Origin of the sequence: Enterococcus diestrammenae (assembly GCF_049384045.1) — a bacterium.
Classification (GTDB): domain Bacteria; phylum Bacillota; class Bacilli; order Lactobacillales; family Enterococcaceae; genus Enterococcus_C; species Enterococcus_C diestrammenae.
The window spans coordinates 1-19504 of sequence record NZ_JBMRGR010000031.1 but is presented as its reverse complement, the minus strand read 5'-3'; the positions used below and the strand labels follow the sequence as shown (position 1 = coordinate 19504).

15 protein-coding genes and 9 tRNA genes are annotated in these 19504 nt (G+C 43.0%); 17 read left to right on the top strand and 7 right to left on the bottom strand.

Translation table 11 applies throughout. From position 1 onward, the window contains the following. The 8 genes from ACO03U_RS13540 (at position 1) to ACO03U_RS13505 (ending at position 731) form a co-directional block, all read left to right on the top strand. A tRNA-Asp gene (locus tag ACO03U_RS13540) sits at positions 1 to 76 on the top strand. 37 nt (positions 77 to 113) lie between these two features. Next, positions 114 to 189: transfer RNA gene (locus ACO03U_RS13535), tRNA-Phe, on the top strand. 1 nt (position 190) lies between these two features. Beyond that, a tRNA-Tyr gene (locus tag ACO03U_RS13530) sits at positions 191 to 271 on the top strand. Between the two features lie 10 nt (positions 272 to 281). Continuing rightward, a tRNA-Trp gene (locus tag ACO03U_RS13525) sits at positions 282 to 355 on the top strand. A gap of 9 nt (positions 356 to 364) precedes the next feature. Continuing rightward, a tRNA-His gene (locus ACO03U_RS13520) sits at positions 365 to 437 on the top strand. A gap of 8 nt (positions 438 to 445) precedes the next feature. Continuing rightward, a tRNA-Gln gene (locus tag ACO03U_RS13515) sits at positions 446 to 517 on the top strand. A 33-nt stretch (positions 518 to 550) separates the two neighbouring features. Continuing rightward, positions 551 to 621, top strand: a tRNA-Cys gene (locus ACO03U_RS13510). A gap of 25 nt (positions 622 to 646) precedes the next feature. Beyond that, a tRNA-Leu gene (locus ACO03U_RS13505) sits at positions 647 to 731 on the top strand. 704 nt (positions 732 to 1435) lie between these two features. Here the strand turns inward: ACO03U_RS13505 and ACO03U_RS13500 are convergent. Then, positions 1436 to 1520, bottom strand: a tRNA-Leu gene (locus ACO03U_RS13500). Positions 1521 to 1758: 238 nt separating this feature from the next. On the opposite strand from ACO03U_RS13500, the gene uxaC reads away from it, so the two are divergent. Genes uxaC through uxuA form a run of 3 tightly spaced genes read left to right on the top strand, consistent with a single transcriptional unit; the run spans position 1759 to position 5899 of the window. Further along, positions 1759 to 3159 carry a glucuronate isomerase gene (gene uxaC / locus ACO03U_RS13495; protein WP_204687977.1) on the top strand — a complete coding sequence of 467 codons (1401 nt, stop codon included), beginning with the start codon at positions 1759 to 1761 and terminating at the stop codon, positions 3157 to 3159. Positions 3160 to 3178: 19 nt separating this feature from the next. Further along, a complete protein-coding gene (locus ACO03U_RS13490; RefSeq protein WP_204687979.1) occupies positions 3179 to 4783 on the top strand; it encodes a mannitol dehydrogenase family protein in 1605 nt (534 codons plus the stop codon). 30 nt (positions 4784 to 4813) lie between these two features. After that, entirely contained in the window at positions 4814 to 5899 is a 1086-nt protein-coding gene (gene uxuA / locus ACO03U_RS13485; RefSeq protein WP_204687981.1) for a mannonate dehydratase, read from the top strand. Between the two features lie 333 nt (positions 5900 to 6232). On the opposite strand, the gene ACO03U_RS13480 is transcribed toward uxuA, so the two are convergent. Beyond that, positions 6233 to 6457 carry a hypothetical protein gene (locus ACO03U_RS13480; RefSeq protein WP_204687984.1) on the bottom strand — a complete coding sequence of 75 codons (225 nt, stop codon included), beginning with the start codon at positions 6455 to 6457 and terminating at the stop codon, positions 6233 to 6235. A gap of 315 nt (positions 6458 to 6772) precedes the next feature. Between ACO03U_RS13480 and ACO03U_RS13475 the strand changes: the two genes are divergently transcribed. Next, complete coding sequence (locus ACO03U_RS13475; RefSeq protein ID WP_161869163.1) at positions 6773 to 7591, top strand: hypothetical protein; 819 nt, start codon at positions 6773 to 6775, stop codon at positions 7589 to 7591. Further along, positions 7592 to 8248, top strand: coding sequence for an SIMPL domain-containing protein (locus ACO03U_RS13470; RefSeq protein ID WP_204687986.1), 657 nt, complete (start codon positions 7592 to 7594; stop codon positions 8246 to 8248). 565 nt (positions 8249 to 8813) lie between these two features. Here the strand turns inward: ACO03U_RS13470 and ACO03U_RS13465 are convergent. The 3 genes from ACO03U_RS13465 to ACO03U_RS13455 all read right to left on the bottom strand — a co-directional run bounded on the left by ACO03U_RS13465 (position 8814) and on the right by ACO03U_RS13455 (position 11627). Next, positions 8814 to 9617 carry an ABC transporter ATP-binding protein gene (locus ACO03U_RS13465; protein WP_204687988.1) on the bottom strand — a complete coding sequence of 268 codons (804 nt, stop codon included), beginning with the start codon at positions 9615 to 9617 and terminating at the stop codon, positions 8814 to 8816. Then, positions 9614 to 10525, bottom strand: coding sequence for an ABC transporter permease (locus ACO03U_RS13460; protein WP_423104945.1), 912 nt, complete (start codon positions 10523 to 10525; stop codon positions 9614 to 9616). Before ACO03U_RS13460 ends, ACO03U_RS13465 begins: the two co-directional genes overlap by 4 nt. A 109-nt stretch (positions 10526 to 10634) precedes the next feature. Continuing rightward, positions 10635 to 11627 (bottom strand): ABC transporter substrate-binding protein, encoded by a 993-nt coding sequence (locus ACO03U_RS13455; protein WP_204687990.1) that lies wholly within the window; start codon positions 11625 to 11627, stop codon positions 10635 to 10637. Between the two features lie 688 nt (positions 11628 to 12315). Between ACO03U_RS13455 and ACO03U_RS13450 the strand changes: the two genes are divergently transcribed. Next, complete coding sequence (locus ACO03U_RS13450) at positions 12316 to 12735, top strand: YjdF family protein (protein ID WP_204687992.1); 420 nt, start codon at positions 12316 to 12318, stop codon at positions 12733 to 12735. A 335-nt stretch (positions 12736 to 13070) separates the two neighbouring features. On the opposite strand, the gene ACO03U_RS13445 is transcribed toward ACO03U_RS13450, so the two are convergent. Together ACO03U_RS13445 and ACO03U_RS13440 are read right to left on the bottom strand one after the other, a co-directional pair. After that, positions 13071 to 14111: a HAMP domain-containing sensor histidine kinase gene (locus ACO03U_RS13445; protein ID WP_161869157.1), complete on the bottom strand. Its 1041-nt coding sequence runs from the start codon at positions 14109 to 14111 to the stop codon at positions 13071 to 13073. Next, positions 14101 to 14781: a response regulator transcription factor gene (locus ACO03U_RS13440; protein ID WP_204687994.1), complete on the bottom strand. Its 681-nt coding sequence runs from the start codon at positions 14779 to 14781 to the stop codon at positions 14101 to 14103. Before ACO03U_RS13440 ends, ACO03U_RS13445 begins: the two co-directional genes overlap by 11 nt. A gap of 249 nt (positions 14782 to 15030) precedes the next feature. Between ACO03U_RS13440 and ACO03U_RS13435 the strand changes: the two genes are divergently transcribed. The 3 genes from ACO03U_RS13435 to ACO03U_RS13425 all read left to right on the top strand — a co-directional run bounded on the left by ACO03U_RS13435 (position 15031) and on the right by ACO03U_RS13425 (position 19380). Next, positions 15031 to 17373 carry an ABC transporter ATP-binding protein/permease gene (locus ACO03U_RS13435; protein WP_204687996.1) on the top strand — a complete coding sequence of 781 codons (2343 nt, stop codon included), beginning with the start codon at positions 15031 to 15033 and terminating at the stop codon, positions 17371 to 17373. A gap of 493 nt (positions 17374 to 17866) precedes the next feature. After that, a complete protein-coding gene (locus ACO03U_RS13430; protein WP_204688002.1) occupies positions 17867 to 18472 on the top strand; it encodes a sugar O-acetyltransferase in 606 nt (201 codons plus the stop codon). Continuing rightward, positions 18469 to 19380: a ribokinase gene (locus ACO03U_RS13425; protein WP_204687998.1), complete on the top strand. Its 912-nt coding sequence runs from the start codon at positions 18469 to 18471 to the stop codon at positions 19378 to 19380. Before ACO03U_RS13430 ends, ACO03U_RS13425 begins: the two co-directional genes overlap by 4 nt. Positions 19381 to 19504: the final 124 nt, after the last annotated feature.

Genomic DNA, 19504 nt, shown 5'->3' with positions numbered 1-19504 from the left:
GGTCCCGTAGTGTAGTGGTTATCACGCCTGCCTGTCACGCAGGAGATCGCGGGTTCGAGTCCCGTCGGGACCGCCATTTTAAAGTTTTGATTATTATGGTTAAATAAAAGTATGGCTCGGTAGCTCAGTTGGTAGAGCAATGGATTGAAGCTCCATGTGTCGGCAGTTCGATTCTGTCCCGCGCCACCATGGAGGAGTAGCGAAGAGGCTAAACGCGACGGACTGTAAATCCGTTCCTTCGGGTTCAGTGGTTCGAATCCACTCTCCTCCATATTTTACCTAGGGGTATAGTTTAAAGGTAGAACAGCGGTCTCCAAAACCGTTAGTGTGGGTTCAATTCCTGCTACCCCTGCCATTTATTATGGCGATCGTGGCGAAGTGGTTAACGCACCGGATTGTGGCTCCGGCACTCGTGGGTTCGATTCCCATCGATCGCCCTTCTTATTGGGGTATAGCCAAGCGGTAAGGCAAGGGACTTTGACTCCCTCATGCGTTGGTTCGAATCCAGCTACCCCAGTTGGTTTCATTAGAAATCAAACAATAGTATAATGGCGCTATAGCCAAGTGGTAAGGCAGAGGTCTGCAAAACCTTCATCACCGGTTCAAATCCGGTTAGCGCCTTAGTACTACTATTATCCTTCAACTTGCCGGCGTGGCGGAATTGGCAGACGCGCTGGACTCAAAATCCAGTGCCCGTTGAGGGCGTGCCGGTTCGACCCCGGCCGCCGGTATTTGACATCAAGATGTTGATCTTGGTGTCTTTTTTGTTTTTTTGTCGAAAGGGATCAATTGAATCCAGCTATCTTGGTAGGCATGCTGAATAATTGATTTACTTGTATTTTCATCAGTACATTTGATATATTTAGTTATGGACATTTGGTTATCCTCCTATGATTGGGTTTGGCGATTTAATTATAGGGCAAACAAATGTCTTTTTGTTATAAAAAAATACTTGGTGTCCTTACTCATTTGAGAGTAACAGCACCACATATCGTAGAACCCTGATTAGTCCTTTGCTAGTCAGGGTTCAGATTTGAAAGGGAAGGCAAAGATCAAATTTTAAAGATAGTAGGCTTTTTTGTTTACTTGAATCAGCTAGTGGCCATTTCCAGTGGCTAGGAATTCCAAATGCTTAATAGCCTCCAGCGTACAGTTCGAGTGGGGGAAAAATATGCTGCTATTTTACCAATGCTTGATTAATTAGAGGGGCAGGCTGGGTAGGAATACAAGGATAAAAATATATGTAAGTTCTAAGTAGGCAACAATAATGAAGGATAATCTAAAAATCATCGTAGAATAGATATAGTTAAAAAAGAGGGAAATTCATTTATAGATATTAGATAATAGCGAACCAACTTGCCTAGAAAAAGTGGGTTTATTTTTGTGTTTTTGAGCAAAAAAATAACTTCTAACGATTTTATTCGTTAGAAGTTAATACCGGCGGCCGGGGTCGAACCGGCACGCCCTCAACGGGCACTGGATTTTGAGTCCAGCGCGTCTGCCAATTCCGCCACGCCGGCAAAATAACACAAACGGTAACTCTCATTACTTAAATGATTATACCGTCCTTCAAAAAAATTTTCAATAGTTTTTTGCAACTTTTCTAGATTTTTTGCAATTTTCTTGGAGTCAGAAAAAATGAAGTGAAATTCATTTCTGATAGGGAACAAAAATTAGCGAAAGCCCTTGCATCCTAGATTATAAAACTGTATGATACTAATATATCAGTTTATTAAATAAAAGCATTGAGGTGCAGTCATGTTTATTGATGAAGATTTTATGTTGACTACTAAAACAGGGCGCCAACTCTATCACGAGGTGGCTAAAAATTTGCCGATTATTGATTATCACTGTCATTTGGATCCCGCATTAATTGCTAATAATCATCGTTTCACTTCCATAACTGATTTGTGGTTGGGCGGAGATCATTACAAATGGCGGGCAATGCGAGCCAACGGGATTCCCGAAACATTGATTACTGGTGATGGTGATGATTGGGAAAAGTTTAATGCTTGGGCAGCTACCGTGGAAAATCTAGTGGGCAATCCTTTATATCATTGGACCCATCTGGAACTAAAAGAATACTTTGGTGTGACAGACTTATTAAATCAAGAGACGGCACGGGAGATATACGAGACTTGTAACCAAGTGTTGGTAGAAAATGAATATACTTCAAAGATGCTTATTCAACGTGCCGCTGTTCGCTATATCGGTACTACAGATGATGTGTTGAGCGATTTGAGGGAGCATCGGCAGTTAAAAGGAAAAAATAGTTTTGTAGTGGCGCCAACCTTCCGTCCAGATCCATTGTTGCATATCCAGAAAGGGTTAGCGGCTTATGTGGCACAATGCCAAGTAGTTAGTGGTAAACGGCTAGCAACTTATGCTGATTTAGTCGCATTTTTGACAGAGCGGATCGCTTATTTTCATGAAGTGGGCTGTCGAATTTCTGATCATGGCCTCAATGAGTTTTTATACCAGGAGGCAACGGATGAGGAAATCGAAACTATCTATCAAAAAGGATTGCATAATCAAACGGTTACGCGGTTAGAGCTAGGACAATGGCAAGGCCGGTTGATGCGGGACTTAGGCCGGGAGTATGCTAAACGTGGCTGGACGATGCAAATCCATTTTGGAGCGGTTCGGAGCGCAAATAGCCGTCTGTTTAACAAATTAGGCGCGGATATTGGTTGTGACTCTATCTTGGATCAAGGAGATACTGCAATGCATTTAAACGCGTTTCTGGACGCTTTGGATCAGACAGAAGAGTTGCCAAAAACCATTTTATACAATCTCAATCCGATGATTAATGACTTGGTCGCAACAGCTTGTGGTAATTTTCAAAGTAATTCACAAGGCATCAAAAATAAAGTACAATTTGGCGCTGGTTGGTGGTTTAATGATACGTTTGATGGCATGACGAAGCAGTTGGATACCCTGGCGAACCAAGGTCTGTTGATGAATTTTGTCGGCATGTTGACGGACTCGCGGAGTTTTATTTCTTATCCGCGTCATGATTATTTCCGACGAATCCTTTGCGATTATCTTGGTAAAAAAGTCGAAAGTGGCTTTTATCCAAATGACCAAAAGCTGTTGGAAAAGATGGTCAGAGGCATTTGTTACGAGAATGCCCGTACTTACTTTGACTTACAGGATTAATAAAGAGGGGAAAAAACAGATGAAATTAGATCGTTTCACACTTCAACAAGCATCTTCTTTAGTGAGCCAAGACTTTATCTTGCCCCAGTTTGATATTGCCAGTGTAAAAGCAGATACGTTAGCAGCACCGATTTGGTTGCAACTAGGGGCAGGAAATATCTTTCGCGCTTTTTTGGCAGCCGATGTCCAACACCTTTTAAATAGTGGCGAGATGGCTAAAGGTGTTTTAGTGGCAGAAGGGTACGACTATGAAATCGTGGACCGGCTACAGGCTTTTGATAATTTGACGGTTAATGTCACTTTAAAAGGAGATGGCCAAGTCTCCCAAGAAATTATTGCCAGCATCGTAGACTATTATAAAATGGATCCACAAATGGCGGATTTTAAAGCGCTAAAAGCTATTTTTCAATCAGCGAGTCTACAGCTGATCAGTCTGACGATTACCGAAAAAGGGTATTCTCTGGTGGATGGTCAAGGCGCATTGTTGTCAGCTGTGGCTGCCGATTTTCAAAATGGACCGGAAAATGTTACAAGTTATCTAGGGAAACTCTGTGCTTTACTCGTCGAACGCTTCAATGCCGGGGCGTACCCGGTGGCCTTGGTAAGCCTTGACAATATGAGCCATAATGGCGAAAAATTACAGGCTGCAATCAGTCGATTTGCACAAGAATGGGCGCAAAAGGGCTTTGTTTCAGAAGCGTTTGTCCACTATCTCACCGATGGGGACAAAGTTAGTTTTCCTTGGTCAATGATCGACAAAATTACCCCACGTCCAGATGCCTCAGTGGCTAAGCTGTTAACCGAAGCTGGCTTGGAGGAGATGGCTGCTCAAGAGACTAAGAAGCACACGTTTGTTGCACCTTATGTCAATGGCGAAGAAACTCAGTATTTGGTGATTGAAGATGATTTTCCTAATGGGCGCCCTCCATTGGAGCAAGCAGACGTTATTTTCACAGATCGTCGGACAGTCAATCTCGTGGAAACGATGAAAGTCACTACTTGCCTTAATCCCCTTCATACAACTTTAGCCATTTTTGGCTGTTTATTAGGCTATCAAAGCATTCATGAAGAAATGAAAGACCAGGATCTGGTGGCCTTAATCTCACAATTAGGCTATCAAGAAGGATTGCCAGTGGTGGTGGATCCACAAATTCTTGATCCTAAACAATTTCTCGATGAAGTTATTCAGGTTCGTTTTCCGAATCCATTTATTCCGGATACGCCCCAACGAATTGCCACAGATACCTCACAAAAATTGTCTGTGCGTTTTGGTGAGACGGTGAAGGCTTACTTGAAATCGGATACGCTAGATGTGGCTAATTTACAGGTTATTCCTTTGGTCTATGCAGGATGGCTACGTTATTTGACAGGTGTGGATGATGAAGGACAGGTGATGCCTTTGAGTCCGGATCCGTTGTTGGGACGTTTGACGCCATTATTTGCCGATTTTAGTTTAGGCGCTCATAGCAATCGTGAGGCGTTATGGGACTTATTGCAAGAGGAAAAAATCTTCGGTGTGAACTTGGTGGAAGTTGGCTTGGCGGATAAGGTATTGACTTTGTTTTACCAAATGTCTAAAGCACCTGGAGCCGTCCGTCAGCAGATTCAACAAACGATTGCCTAAAAAATCAATAAAAAGAATTGAGGAATTGTTATGAAAATGTCGTTTCGTTGGTACGGAGAAAACAACGATCCCATTTCCTTGGACTATATTCGCCAAATTCCTGGCGTAGAAGAGGTCGTTTGGGCTTTGCATGAGAAACAGGCGGGAGCTCTTTGGACCAAAGAAGAAATCAAGGAACAAATCGATGTGATTGAAAGTCATGGTCTTAAAGGGAGCATCGTGGAATCTGTGAATATTCATGAGGATATCAAATTGGGTTTGCCTAGCCGGGATGCCTACATTGAGACTTACAAAACATGTTTGAAAAATCTAGCAGCAAATGGGGTCAAAGTCGTTTGCTATAATTTCATGCCGATTTTTGACTGGACCCGGACTGATATGTTCCATCCGCTGGCTGATGGCTCCACCGCCCTCTTTTTTGACAAAGAGAAAATAATCAATGCCGATCCCCAAGAGTTGGTGGATATGGTGGAAAAAGAAAGTAACGGTTTGACATTACCAGGTTGGGAACCGGAACGTTTGGCCCGTATTAAAGAGCTCTTTCAAGCGTATGAAGGATTCGACGAGGAGCGGCTACGGGAAAACTTTAAGTATTTTATGGATGCGATTATTCCTACTTGTGAAGAATATGATATCAAAATGGCGATACACCCGGATGATCCGCCGTTTCCGATTTTTGGTTTGCCGCGGTTAGTGAACAATGCTGAAAACATTCGGAAATTGCTAGCGACTAACCCCAGTCCTTACAATGGCCTAACTTTTTGTACAGGTTCATTAGGGGCTGATCCGAATAATGACCTGGTTTCATTGTTAAAAGAGTTTAACCAGCGGGTGCATTTTATGCATGTCCGTAATGTACGAGTGGCGGCTAACGGCGATTTTAGCGAAGTTTCCCATCGTACCCAAGATGGTACCGTGGATATCACAGGAGTCATGCAAGTGCTAGCTGAAATTAATTTTGCAGGGTACATCCGTCCTGATCATGGCCGACATATTTTTGGGGAGAATGCCACCAATGTTCGTCCTGGTTACGGGTTGTATGATCGCGCATTGGGTGTCATGTATTTGTTAGGAAGTTGGGACATGGCAACACGTCAAATCGATAGAAACAAATGATTACTCTGTGCCTCTAAACTGAGGAGGTCTTAGCAGAGTGGGTGAGCAAACGGCTACTGGCAGCTTGAAGACTGTCAGTAGCCGTTTTATTTATTATCGACAAGAGCTACCAAAATTTCAAGCTGTCAAACGGCCTATGCATCAAGGACTAAAGGGAAAATTAGCGTTTTTTCAGCATACACAAGGTCAAAATGTGAGAGTAAGGGCGTCGTCTTAATCAATTGAATGAGGGATACAAAAAAAGGAGTTGTTGGAAGCAAGGCTTTCTTATTCACTAGAAAACCAGCCGTCGAAAATTGACGGCTGGTGTAGGGAAGGTTCTATTTGCTATGTTTAACTAAAAAAGCAACTTTCTCCTAGTGGCCCTTTGATATCCGCCAGTTGGGCTGTTACTTGACCATCATTTGCTTTTGCGGTATCCCGGTCGCAAAGATCACAGAAATCAATTTGGAAAACAATCCCTCCGTTTGCTACCTCTTTGGCTACACCCACGATATTTCGATGGTAGGCAGCCGGTTTCACTTCGTATTTTTTGCCTAAAATGATTTCATTGTGCATGTTCAAATAACCTCTTTTCTGTTAGTATGTACCTCTATACTACCATACCAATTTTTATAAAAACAGTAAAAACATGAATAAATCACTGTTTTTAACTTGTATATACATAAAACCAAAAAGGTAAGAAGCTATGGATTTCCGATAAGATAACGGTTTCAGAGTAAGTGGAAAAAGTTAACTTCACTAGACAAGTTATTAGGTGTTGCCAGACAAGTGGAGCTTGTTTATTTTTCCGCAACGGGTGTCCCTTGCTTTCTAATCGTATTTCAATAAAGAGGGTGGTAGAATAAGGAAAAGCCCGAAAGAGGGATGTAGATGAGCCAGACGATTAAAGAGTTATTTTTAGGGTTGACTGATCAAGAAAAACAAGAGGTAGCTAAAAACTATCAGCGACATTTTGCTGAAAGAGAGGAACCGGACTTTTTGCCGGTTTTGCAAGATTTATATCAACGGCTACAGAGGCCACTGCCAGCGATACCAATGGGAGCACGTTTAAAAATCACTAGTTTTAGTGAGTATGACAATGGCGCACGACTTTTAGCTGCTTATCAAGAAAAAGCCTTAGCGGATCCTAAAGCCGCTGAAGAACCGGAGTATCCTTACTATATCGCGGAAAATGGGGATAAAATTCAAGGACCGCCACTGCCAACTTTGGCTGCTGAAATTCGGCGTCTGGAAGCAGAGATGGCCAATGATGCCTGGGAAGAAACCTATTACCCCGATTTTAGCTATTTCGATGGAGGTCAGCCACCACAACCGGAAGACTTTACTACTGAGGAAAAGTTTTTGCAAGCCCAGGATGCTTTTCTATACGGTTATGCCATTGATTTCATTCCGATAGAGCAATTGCTACATTTGCCGATAGAGTTATCTGAGACGGATCGTAGTCGCTTACCAGTAAGCTTGATTTTGGCGGATTTCCTGTATGAAACTTATTTTTTCGGAGGAGAAAATGTCGACAGCATGAAACAAGAGCTTTTGGCAGATGTTCAACAAGAGCAATTGGATGCCGATAAACTGTTGGCCAAACATTATAACGCGCAGCAACTGGATGCCAAACTGGCGGCTTTTTTTGCTGATGAACATCAGGCACAGAAAAATTCCCATCAAGACTACGAGAGAGGAGAGAAATAGATGGCAACAATCACTGTTAAAGGTACTGGTAAAAACCGTCAGGCTGCCGATCAAATCGAGTTGGGCTTAGATTTTAAAACGGTCGCTCTCGTGTACGGAGAAGCCTTGCAACAAGCGACTCAAAAGATTGAGGCAGTCCAAGAATGTCTTCAAGGGATTGGTTTTCAAAAAAATGACATCAAAACCTTGAATTTTGATGTCAGCAGTACTTATGAGTCTTACCAGACCGAGCAAGGAAATTGGCAACAACGCTTTGTGGGGTATCAAGTATCTCAAGGAGTGAAACTAGTCTTTGCTTTTAGTCCTGATAGATTAGGAGAAGTAATCGCTGCAGTCGCGGCTTTGAAAAGTCAACCAGAGCTGGCTATCGCTTTTACGATAGCAGATGAGACGGCCTTTAAGGAGGATTTATTACAAGCAGCTGTCAAAGAGGCTAAAAAAAATGCTGTCATTCTAGCAACAGCAGCTTCCTGTCAATTAGGAGCAATTCAAGCCATTCACTACGATTGGACGGATGTTCATTTCCATTCGGAGACCAATTTTGCGCCACGACTGATGGAGGCATCAGCAGCAAAATCCGCTATACCAGACATTACACCAGCTGATGTCAAGGGGCAGGAGACGGTGACCTGTATCTGGGAGCTCGTAGAAAAGTAGAGCTAAAAGCTTCGTCTAGCGATATTTAATTGATATCTTGGGCAACTGTCTGTGGGATTGATTGATGAGCCAATCAATCTCACGGCCTTTTCTTGGCAAGCCAAAAGAACGCCGATGAATCTTGCATCGTCAAGAATTCATCGGCGTTTTTTATCGACTGAGATTAGGGATTAAAAGTACAAATGTTAAAAAACGCAATCCCCTATTTCGATTAAAAAAGCGCAATAATTGGAGCCAATCGACCTAAATCGATAGCACTATCTGCTTTTTTGCTTCAAGGGACGGGATATATAGAAAAATGGCTTTTGACACTCTAACCGACTAAGGTATTATGAATTTTTCATAAATGAAATTTTCACAATACAAAGTTTAACTATGTCTGGTTTCACGAACGAGCTCAGCTACCGCAGACAGTTGGACTAAGCATCAACCGCTAAGTCCAACTAGCATCTTCTAAAATTCAGGTAAAACCGACTCATGATAAAGAATATCATGTATTGGTTTACCTTAGTCTTAATTCTCGCGAGCTGAACGAGTTCCTTCAGCCTTTCTTATGCCTGATCCCTTAACTTAGCAACAGCTGATCATCTTTTAGTTCACTGCCACTGTTTTGATGAAACATCTCCATCAGTTGTGGAACGGTGAGGTCTTGTTTTTTCTTTTGATCAAGATCCACCACGATTTGACCTTGATGAAGCATAATTAGCCGATTGCCGTAGCGAATGGCATCTGCCATATCATGGGTGACCATGAAAGTTGTCAAATTTTGCTCTTGGATGAGTTTAGTAGTCAGCTCCATCACTGTAATAGAGGTTTTAGGATCCAAGGCCGCGGTATGTTCATCCAATAAGATCAAATCTGGTCGTTGTAAAGTAGCCATCAGTAAAGTGATGGCTTGACGTTGGCCGCCAGATAATAGACCGATTTCAGCTGTTAGCCGATTTTCTAGTCCTAGGCCAAGTCGAGCAAGTTGTTCTTTGAAAAAACCCCGATCACTCGCTTTGACCCCATAGCGAAAGCCTCGTTTTTGCCCCCGTTTCATAGCCAAAGCCATATTTTCTTCCACAGTCAAGCGGACGGCTGTGCCCATTTTGGGATCTTGAAAGACCCGACTGATGGCTTTCGAACGGCGTGTGACAGAATGGCGAGTGATATTTTCACCATTGAGGGTGATCGTACCTTGTTCGACGGGAATCGTGCCAGCGATACTGTTGAGTAAAGTCGATTTGCCAGCGCCATTGCCTCCGATAATGGTCATAAAGTCACCAGGATTGATGGTTAAGTTGATTCCTCGGAGCACATGGTTTTCATTAACGGTGCCAGCTTCAAAAATTTGATGAAGGTGCTGGACTTCTAATACTGGAGTCATTTGACACCACCTCCTTTGGCTGCTTTTTTGGTGGCTAAACGACTCCGAACTTGTGGCGCTGAGAGGCAAACTACCAAGATTAAGGCACTAAAAAGTTTGATATCTTGTGGTTGCACATCAAATTCGAAAACGATTGCGAGAATAAAACGGTAGATAATCGCCCCTAAAACTATTGTCAACATCCGAGGAAGTAAAGGTAAATTACGGAAGAGGACTTCAGCGATGATAATCGCTGCTAGGCCGATTACAATCGTTCCGACCCCAGAGTTAAGGTCGGCATACCCGTTGTTTTGGGCAATCAATGCCCCTGACAAGGCGATACAGCCATTGGATAGCATATAGCCGATTAACTTCATATTGTCAGTATTGATACCGTTAGCTTCACTCATGGCGTCATTGTCACCGGTTGCTCGGATTGCTAGTCCAATCTCCGTTTTAAAGAAGAAATGAAGAAGCAAGACTACTAACAAGGCAAAAATACTTCCCACAAGAATGGTAGCATTGTTCTTGGACAACCCGGTATTTTCTAACCAAGTGTAAACACTATTGCTACCTAAAAGGGCAATATTGGGTGCGCCCATGACGCGGTTGGTGATGGAATAAAGACCGGTCATGGTGATAATTCCAGCTAATAAAGCTGGAATTTTTAGCTTTGTATGAAAAATTCCCGTTGCTAAACCTGCTAGGACCCCGCCAGCAAAGGCAAATAAGCAGGCAAGGAAAGGGGAGTGGGACTTAGTTATCGCTAAGGCAGCTATCCCGGCGCCTAATGGGAAAGTTCCCTCGGCTGTCAAATCAGCAATGTCTAAAATACGGTAAGTAAAAAAGACGCCTAACGCTAGTAAGGACCACAAAACACCCTGCGAACAAGCAGATTGTAATAGGACTAAAATCGTCTGGATACTCATAATCATTCCCCAAATCTTTCAAATTTCCCGCGAACCACCAAGCAATCAGTTGGATTGTTCCAATGACTGAAGGAAACTGGCGGGACTAATTATTTTTTTACGGTCGGCTTTACTTTGGTTGTTGAATCGTACTTGGATCAATCCCTAGAGCCTGTGCCATCTCCTCATTTACAACTAAGGTAAAGGACTCGGCTGATTGAACGGGCATTTTGGCCGGCTGGTCTTTCCCATCTAAGATCGTGGCGGCCATTTTGCCAGTGAGCTTGCCTAAAGATTTGTAGTCGATTCCGTAGGTTGCCAAAGCGCCACCGTCTACTTGTTCCACGGAGCCTGTCACGACTGGTGTTTTGGTCTGCTTGGCGACCTCACCAACCACAGGTGCAGCCGTGGCAAAGGTATTGTCAGTAGGGATGTAGATGGCATCAGTATCTTTTGCTAAGCTGGTGATGACTTGTTGGACATCGTTGGTGGTATTAGCAGTCAACACCTTAGCTTTGACACCAGCTTTTTTTAAAGCTGCTTCGGCGGCTTCGGCTTGGATTTTTGAGTTGGTTTCGCCAGCGTTATAGGCGATTCCAACGGTTTTAGCATCAGGTACGATGGCAAGCAATAATTCCACTTGTTTTTCAACTGGGGCCCAGTCGGTGGTCCCAGTGAGGTTGCCACCAGGAGCTTCGTTGGTGGCCACGAGTTTGGCGCCTACTAAGTCGGTGACAGCTGTCACTGTAATAGGCAAGTCCTTGGTTTCATTAGCCAAAGCCTGCGCAGCTGGGGTAGCGATGGCCAGCAACACATCGGGTTTTTCTTTGACCAATTTTTCACTCATGGACTTCAAATTGGCTTGGTCATTTTGAGCATTTTGGTAGTCTAACTCGATTGCTTCTTTTGGATAGCCATTTTCTGCTAGCCCTTCTAAGAATCCTTTATATGAGGCGTCCAAAGAAGCATGAGCGACTAACTGTAGAACACCCACTTTCTTTTTACCGTTTTCCGCGTTTGACTCACTACTGGCTGATTGACTGCTACCGTTATTACCACAGGCTACTAAACTCAGCAAAAGGCTAGTCGCTAAAGCTGTTTTCATCCATTTTTTCATTTTCATTTGTCATTCCCCCGATTAGTTATGCTTTTTTACACCCAAATTCTGCACTACTTAGAGACTTTGATATAGAAAAAACCATCCGGAAAGGCTGTCTGGATGGTTTTTTTGTTAGTTGCATCAGTAATGAAACAGAGCTGCTTGCTTTTATGTTTCTTTCAACCGTAAGCGGTTATCGCTGGTAAATGAGAGCCTATCAAAAGTAGCGCAAAAAAGGTGTAGGTTGTAATGGTTTTTCTTTAAACTTTCAAAGAGATTTCTTAGATTATACGGGAATTTTCTAGTATAAGTCAACTAGATTTCATAATTTTCTGAATAATTGTACGACTTTTGAGAAGATTGGAGAAAACTTGTTGAAAAAGGTTTTGTGACAAAGTTGAAAGGGGACCCTAAATGACGAACTTTTACAATGTAATTGAAAAAAACAAATATGTGATCTTACGAAAACTAAGAAAAATATCCATTATTGTAAAACTATTAGGCAATCCCAGCCATTTCTTTGCGCAACGAACCTCCATGATGCTAGAGAGTTGTTTTTTTGATTGTTTACTCTCATGAGCCAATCCGTGATAAAATCATCTACAGAAGATAAAAACACGTCCCGGTAGGTAGTCCGGGAGCGACAGCAGTCGTCAGTAACCTGCCTCCTTGGTTGTCCCTTCTTCTTATTTAAGATAAAGGAGGGATTGTGATGGAAAAGATAAGTGCAACATTGACCGTGTTGTTCGAAAATCCATTCTGGGTTGGTGTTTTTGAGAGGAGGTATGCGGACAAGATTGAGGTCACCAAAGTAACCTTTGGGAAAGAGCCCAAAGATTATGAGGTTTATGACTTTGTTTTGACCGAATATCATCACTTGAAATTCAGCTCAACAATCGCAGCTGAGGTTGTTAGTGCTAGGAGAATTAATCCGAAACGGCTCCAGAAATTGGCTAAGAAGCAAGTCTCTGAGGTTGGTATTGGGACGAAAGCTCAGCAGGCACTAAAACTTCAACAGGAAGAGAGAAAATTGCAACGTAAGAAAAGCAGTCGTGAACAACGGGAAGCAGAAAAACAAAAGCAATTTGAACTCCGACAAAAGAAACGTCACGAAAAACACAGAGGGCATTAATCTGCTCCCTGTGTTTTTCTGGTAGATAACGAACTTATAAAAATGAAGCGCCAAAAAGGCTGATGGTTCAGGAATTAAGAGGCATATCATGCTGCCATATTGCTGTCACGAAAGAGCTGCATTTTAACGACCTAGCAATTGAAATAGCCGTAGCTGGACCAGAAATCTGTCTGTCTAAGTTAGAAGTTTGGCACATTCCGGACTTATGAGGCTGGTTATTCGCATTAACTTGGATAAGGATACGAGGTAATGGCGATAACTTGGGAGGATTATAGAGCAAAGTTCTTTGCGAATGATGTTAAACCTTATTGGTGTTTTTGCACATTTGGTGTGAGTTAATGATTCTTTGGTAGGTAAACGGTGAAACAGGTTTGTTGATTGGCGAGGGTTTTGGCTGCTACTCGCCCTTCGTGAAGTTGCAGGATTTCTTTAACCAAGGTTAAGCCTAAGCCATTGCCAGCGGTTTTGCGGCTGGTATCCCCCTGATAAAACTTGTCAAAAATGCGTTTGGTTTCATCGGCGGGAATGGCAATCCCTCGGTCAATAAAGGAAATGACTAGTTGCTGCGGCTCTTCTTCTAAAGATACGGTCACTGTCTCTTTCGGTCGAGAATATTTGATGGCATTGTCCATCAAGTTAAGCCAGACTTGGTATAATAATTCTTCGTTACCAGGATAGGTGGTTCGTGGCAAGTGTAGGTCAAGAGCCAGTTGTTTTTCTTCCCACTGGGGCTGTAGAAATAAGATGACTTCACGAATTTGCTCATCAATTCGAAACACTTGCTGCTCTAAAGGGATGCTTTGGGTTTCTAGCTTGGTAAGGCGTAAAATATTGTTGCTCAGTGTTGTTAATTGCTGAGCGCCTTCTGCGATACGGGAATAATAATCTTGGGTATCCGCTTCGGAAAGATGGCCTTGTTGTAACAGTTGAATATAGCCTTGCATGGTAGCGATGGGGGTTTTGAACTCATGAGAGACGTTGGCCACGAAATCATTACGTAAGGTTTCGATACTGTTCAGCTCAGCCACCATGAGATTGAAATCACTGAAAAGCTGTTGAATTTCTTCGACTTTTTGACTGGGATTCACCTGAACAGAAAAATCACCGGTCGCTACTTTACTCATGTTTTCGGTCAACTCTTTGATGGGGGCCAAAATGCGACGGCTGACAATGGTGGAAGCTAAGGTGCCGACTAAGATACTAAATGCTAGTAGCAGACTAAACGCTAGCAGTTGGTTGCCTTTGCCAGGTGTCACAACGTGGAGTTGCATCAGAAAATACAAAAGAAAGACAATAAAAATTGCAAAAAAGACTAGCATGAAAAAAATGAGACAAGAAAAATAGATCCAGAGCTTCGAATAAATTTTATTTTTCATGTGTAAACACCGCCTGATAACCGAGTCCACGGATCGTGACAATCGAAAAGTCGGGATTGTCTTGTACTTGATGCCGTAAACGCTTGATATGAACATCGATAGTCCGTTCATCTGTTTCGCTATCTAATCCCCAAATTTCTGCCATTAACTGTTGGCGGGTAAATATCTTGTTGGGATAGCTCAGCAATTTGAAGAGCAATTGAAACTCTTTGTTCCGCAATGAAATCGTCTGACCAGCAGACGTAAGGGTCAACTGTTGCTGATTAAGTATGGTACCACCTACTGTTAGTTCTTGTTCGTGGGCAATTTTGGCTCGGCGCAATAAAGCCTCCACCCGTAGCAGCATTTCTTCTAAGTTTACCGGTTTGACCATATAGTCATCGGCTCCTAGATGAAAGCCGCGTTTTTTGTCGGCAAAACTATCCTTGGCGGTGATGATCAAGATTGGCAAGTCATAGCCGGCCTCTCGTAGAAGCTGGGTAAAGGTAAAGCCGTCTAGTGTCGGCATCATCAGATCGGTGATGATCAAATCGACATGGTTTGTTTCTAATTTTTCTAATGCTTGCTGGCCATTTTCAGCGGTAATAACTTGAAAGTGGTGATCAGTTAAGACCCGTTGATAAAGTTTTAGCAAATTTGGTTCGTCTTCAATTACTAATAGTTGATTCATATCGGTTTTCCTCACTAAAGATAATCGCAAATCATCACGTATTTGCAGTTAGAGTGTAGCATGTTTTGTGGTTAGATGTATCAGGAAAGGAGTTCTTTTTATGAATTCATTTTAAGTTCATAAACAGCTGTTAGTCTTGTGCTGTGAAGAACAGACATCTTTTTTGGCCCAATTTGGACGCATATAAGTATCAAAGGGATTGTTTACTCACCATAAGGGATGGCTTTAAATGAGCAGGAGGTTTTATTGTTGTTAGAATTAAAAGATATTAAAAAATACTACAAGGTCGGGGAAACGACTACGAAGGCCTTGGATGGGGTTTCGGTAGCTTTTCGGAAACAGGAGTTTGTCGCTATCTTGGGTCCCAGTGGTTCAGGAAAAACCACGATGCTCAATGTTATTGGTGGCTTGGATAATTATGATTCAGGAGATATGGTCATCAATGGCAAATCCACCAAAACTTTCAAGGATAGCGATTGGGATGCCTATCGCAATAATTCCATCGGTTTTGTCTTCCAAAGCTATAACCTGATCAGCCACTTAGGAATCATCGATAACGTGGAGTTGGGGATGACTTTGAGTGGCGTCTCTAAAGAAGAGAAAAAGCAGCGAGCTGAAGAAGCTTTGACACGGGTGGGCCTCAAGGAGCATATGCACAAGAAGCCAAACCAGCTTTCTGGTGGACAAATGCAACGGGTAGCTATTGCCAGAGCGTTGGCCAACGATCCAGATATTTTATTGTGTGACGAACCCACTGGTGCTTTGGATTCAGAGACTAGTGTCCAAATCATGAAACTGATTCAAGAGTTGTCACAAGAAAAGCTGGTCATCATGGTGACCCACAATCCCCAATTGGCAAAAGAATACGCTGATCGTATCATCGAGTTTTCTGATGGTCAGATTCGCCATGATTCCCATCCCCACAAAGAACGTTCCAAACCGGATATGTTTAACTTGAAGCATACCAAGATGAAATTTAGCACTGCACTGCATTTGTCTTTTAACAATATCCGGACTAAAAAAGGACGGACGTTTTTGACGGCCTTTGCCTCCAGTATCGGGATCATTGGTATCGCTGTAGTTTTATCCTTGTCCAATGGTTTTCAAAAGCAAATCGATGCTACCCAGTCTGAGGCCTTAGCCAAGTTCCCCATCACTATTACCAAAGTGACCACGGATAATGATCCAGAAGGGTTAGCCTCGACTACGGCTAAAGCGACTTTTCCTTCTGAAAAAACACTGACCGCCAAGACTAGTGATGCCGATAAAGCGCAGCACACCAATCAGTTGGACGAGAAATACGTGGCCTATATCAATGACATCGATCCGGAACTGTCTAATAATATCGGCTACACGCGGTTGGTCAATTTAAACTTGATGCGAGAAGTAGATGGCAAAGTCCAACAAGTGACTTTATCCAACAATGCACCAGAAAATTCCGAAACGGGCTCCATGATGTCGATGATGTCTTCCATGACTGGGGTAGGAGTCTCTTCATTTCCTAAGCAATTGGAAAAAGACGGAACCAACTTTCTTAAGGACAACTATAAATTATTAGCAGGAAGCTATCCAGAAGCAGAGACAGACTTGGTATTAGTGGTTGATAAAAGTAATAATATCAACATTAATGCTTTAAAAAATCTGGGCTTTGATGTGGCAGATGGTGACAAGCTGGCTTTTGATGATGTTCTTGGTACTAAGATGAAATTGATTGCCAATGATGCCTACTATACGAAGTTACCTACCGGAAATTTCATTCCTAACCAAGATTTAGCAGCCGTTTATGACAATAAAGACAATCGGGAGTTGACAATCGCTGGGATTTTGCGAGCAAAATCGTCTTCTAATATGGATTTATTGGCTCCTGGTGTTGCTTATTCCGATAGTCTAGCCCAGTCTGTGATTGCCGAAAACCAGCAATCAGCAATCGTCAAAGCCCAACAGGCTAGCAATGTCAATGTCATGAGTAATGAAGCGTTGGATGAGGCGACTAAGAGTAATTTCTTGGATTATCTCGGGGCTAGCGAAGTGCCTTATTCGATGATGATTTATCCCAATAACTTCAAAGACAAAGAGAAAGTCTTGGACTACTTGGACAAATGGAATGCAGGCAAGCCAAAAAAAGAACAGATTATTTATTCTGATTTGGCTGGTACTATGACCCAACTGACAGGAGGGGTGATGGATGCTATCACTTATGTTCTCGTCGCTTTTGCAGGTATTTCTTTGTTTACCAGTATGATTATGATTGCCATCATCACTTATACTTCGGTAATCGAACGTACGAAAGAAATCGGGGTCTTAAAAGCTTTAGGGGCCCGCAAAAAAGATATCACTCGGGTCTTTGATGCGGAGACGGCTATTCTCGGAGTTTTTCCCGGATTATTAGGCATCGGGATTGCTTATCTCTTGACCTTCCCAATCAATGCCGTGATTTATCGGTTGACGGAATTGAAAAATGTCGCCCAACTAGATTTGGGGCACGCGTTAATCTTGGTGGTGGTCTCCACTGTCTTGACGATTCTGGGCGGCCATATCCCGGCTCGTATGGCAGCGAAAAAAGATGCTGCAATCGCGTTGCGGGCAGATTAAGGTCCAAAATTTTGATTTGTAAATAAGTAAGTTAGTCAGGGAAGTAAGTCATAGTTGCGAGTGGTTTCTGATGATTGATCAGGAATCACTCTTTTTTTTGCAATTAAGCTGTTTTTCAAAATTCCCAAAAAGTTTAAAGACCAAGATTAAATAAGCGGGGGATCTGTCATTTTGCGTTTTCTAAAGGCCAAAGGGAGTAGGCCAGTGTTTGGTATGCCGCTACTTTGCTAGCAAATGTTAAAGGAAACGGTCTTCTTCAGTCCTTTTTTCGCTTGGTGTTCTCGGTGTAGAATAATGGCTTTTATGCCAGCGTCACTTTTCTAGCTAATCTCATACCAGGGCTGACCATGCTTGGCTGCTAGAATGTCTTGAGCCTTTCGTTTTTTCTCTTTTTCAAACCGTATCTCAGCAGGGAAACATGGTATAATAGCTAAGGAAAATAGCGACTGAAAAAAGGCAGTCTTTGAAAAGTGAGAGGATTTTGGTGAAGGAAATGCAAAGCAAACAAACGGAGGCAATCAAGGAACAGATGGCTTCTGGTGAAATCTATTTTGAAAATGAAGAAATATTGGCAGAACAGGCGGGCTATCGAGACCTGTTGTTTCAGTTTAATCATACCTTGCCTAGTAAAGCAGCGGAAAAACAAGCAATCTTGGAAAAATTACTAGGAGCCTTTGGTGAGGGCTCTTATATTGAACCACCCTTTTCTGCTAATTGGGGCAAAAATACTTATTTTGGCAAAGGCGTTTATGCCAATTCCCATTTAACGTTGGTGGACGATACGAAAATTATGATCGGGGATCGCGTGATGATGGGGCCAAATGTGAGTTTATGTACAGCGGGGCATCCCTTATCACCGGAGTTACGTCGGCAAGCGGCGCAATTTAATAAACCGGTAACTATCCGGGATAACGTGTGGTTAGGGGCTGGTGTAACCGTGCTGCCTGGGGTAACTATCGGAGAAAACTCGGTTATTGGTGCTCATTCGCTAGTGACTAAAGACGTGCCAGCCAATGTGCTAGCTTTCGGGACGCCTTGCCAAGTGATTCGCCAATTGTCCAGTGAAGAACAATTGCCAAACGGGGAGGGCTTAAGATGACGGTCTTAGTAATTGGTAGTCTCAATATGGATATCGTAATGGAAGTTGCTCACATGCCGGCTATCGGGGAAACGGTCTTGGGGGATGAGGTTAACTACTTTTTTGGAGGCAAAGGAGCCAATCAAGCAGTGGCCTGTGCCAAGATGGGAGAAGCGGTCTCGTTGGTAGGCAAAGTCGGCAATGATACTTTTGGGGACAAACTATTGATTCACATGAATATGGCCCAAGTTGAGATGTCCCAAGTGAAGCGGGAAGCCACTGCACTTACTGGTACGGCGGCCATTATGAAATTGCCGGAAGACAATGCTATCGTCGTCTTGCCAGGTGCCAATCAATTGGTTACACCTGCCGATTTAAAAGACGAGATGCTGGCTAAGGCTGATGTTCTGTTAGCGCAACTGGAAATTCCTCCTGCCACGGTTTTGGATGCGTTGCAACGTGGCAAATCAAAAGGCCTCGTGACGATTTTAAACCCAGCCCCATACACAGATGAGGTACAAGGAATGCTTCCTTATTTAGATTACATCACACCAAATGAAACCGAGTTTGGACGGATGATTGGTAGTAAACGAGGGGACTATGAGGTGGAGACAGCGATGTTGGCATGGGCTCAAACCCATAAGACTCACTTGATCGTGACTCGCGGTGGTGCGGGAGTTTCTTATGTTTGCGATGGTACGGTCAAAACCGTCGTAGCTCCGAAAGTCACGGTGAAAGATACCACTGGTGCAGGAGATACTTTCAATGGTATTTTGGCAGCTGCCTTGGCAAAAGGGGAAAGCTTAGACACTGCTGTGAAAAAAGCGACATATGGTGCGACACTGTCAGTCACCAAAATGGGTGCTCAAAGCGCAATGCCGACCCCAAAGCAATTAGCCGACCTCATTGCCCAAAGTGAAGCAAAATAAGCTTGCCGTTTGTTACTAAGCTATTTTGGTCAATAGTCAAGTTTGACCGTAAGCGGGAAATAATCCAACGCATCGACAAATAGCCCTAGTCTCACTAAAATTTAGTGAGATTAGAGCTATTTTG

Coding starts and splice junctions, on each gene's coding strand:
- uxaC (WP_204687977.1), top strand. CDS start 1,759: ATGTTTATTGATGAAGATTTTATGTTGACTACTAAAACAGGGCGCCAA.
- ACO03U_RS13490 (WP_204687979.1), top strand. CDS start 3,179: ATGAAATTAGATCGTTTCACACTTCAACAAGCATCTTCTTTAGTGAGC.
- uxuA (WP_204687981.1), top strand. CDS start 4,814: ATGAAAATGTCGTTTCGTTGGTACGGAGAAAACAACGATCCCATTTCC.
- ACO03U_RS13480 (WP_204687984.1), bottom strand. CDS start 6,457: ATGCACAATGAAATCATTTTAGGCAAAAAATACGAAGTGAAACCGGCT.
- ACO03U_RS13475 (WP_161869163.1), top strand. CDS start 6,773: ATGAGCCAGACGATTAAAGAGTTATTTTTAGGGTTGACTGATCAAGAA.
- ACO03U_RS13470 (WP_204687986.1), top strand. CDS start 7,592: ATGGCAACAATCACTGTTAAAGGTACTGGTAAAAACCGTCAGGCTGCC.
- ACO03U_RS13465 (WP_204687988.1), bottom strand. CDS start 9,617: ATGACTCCAGTATTAGAAGTCCAGCACCTTCATCAAATTTTTGAAGCT.
- ACO03U_RS13460 (WP_423104945.1), bottom strand. CDS start 10,525: ATGAGTATCCAGACGATTTTAGTCCTATTACAATCTGCTTGTTCGCAG.
- ACO03U_RS13455 (WP_204687990.1), bottom strand. CDS start 11,627: ATGAAAATGAAAAAATGGATGAAAACAGCTTTAGCGACTAGCCTTTTG.
- ACO03U_RS13450 (WP_204687992.1), top strand. CDS start 12,316: ATGGAAAAGATAAGTGCAACATTGACCGTGTTGTTCGAAAATCCATTC.
- ACO03U_RS13445 (WP_161869157.1), bottom strand. CDS start 14,111: ATGAAAAATAAAATTTATTCGAAGCTCTGGATCTATTTTTCTTGTCTC.
- ACO03U_RS13440 (WP_204687994.1), bottom strand. CDS start 14,781: ATGAATCAACTATTAGTAATTGAAGACGAACCAAATTTGCTAAAACTT.
- ACO03U_RS13430 (WP_204688002.1), top strand. CDS start 17,867: ATGCAAAGCAAACAAACGGAGGCAATCAAGGAACAGATGGCTTCTGGT.
- ACO03U_RS13425 (WP_204687998.1), top strand. CDS start 18,469: ATGACGGTCTTAGTAATTGGTAGTCTCAATATGGATATCGTAATGGAA.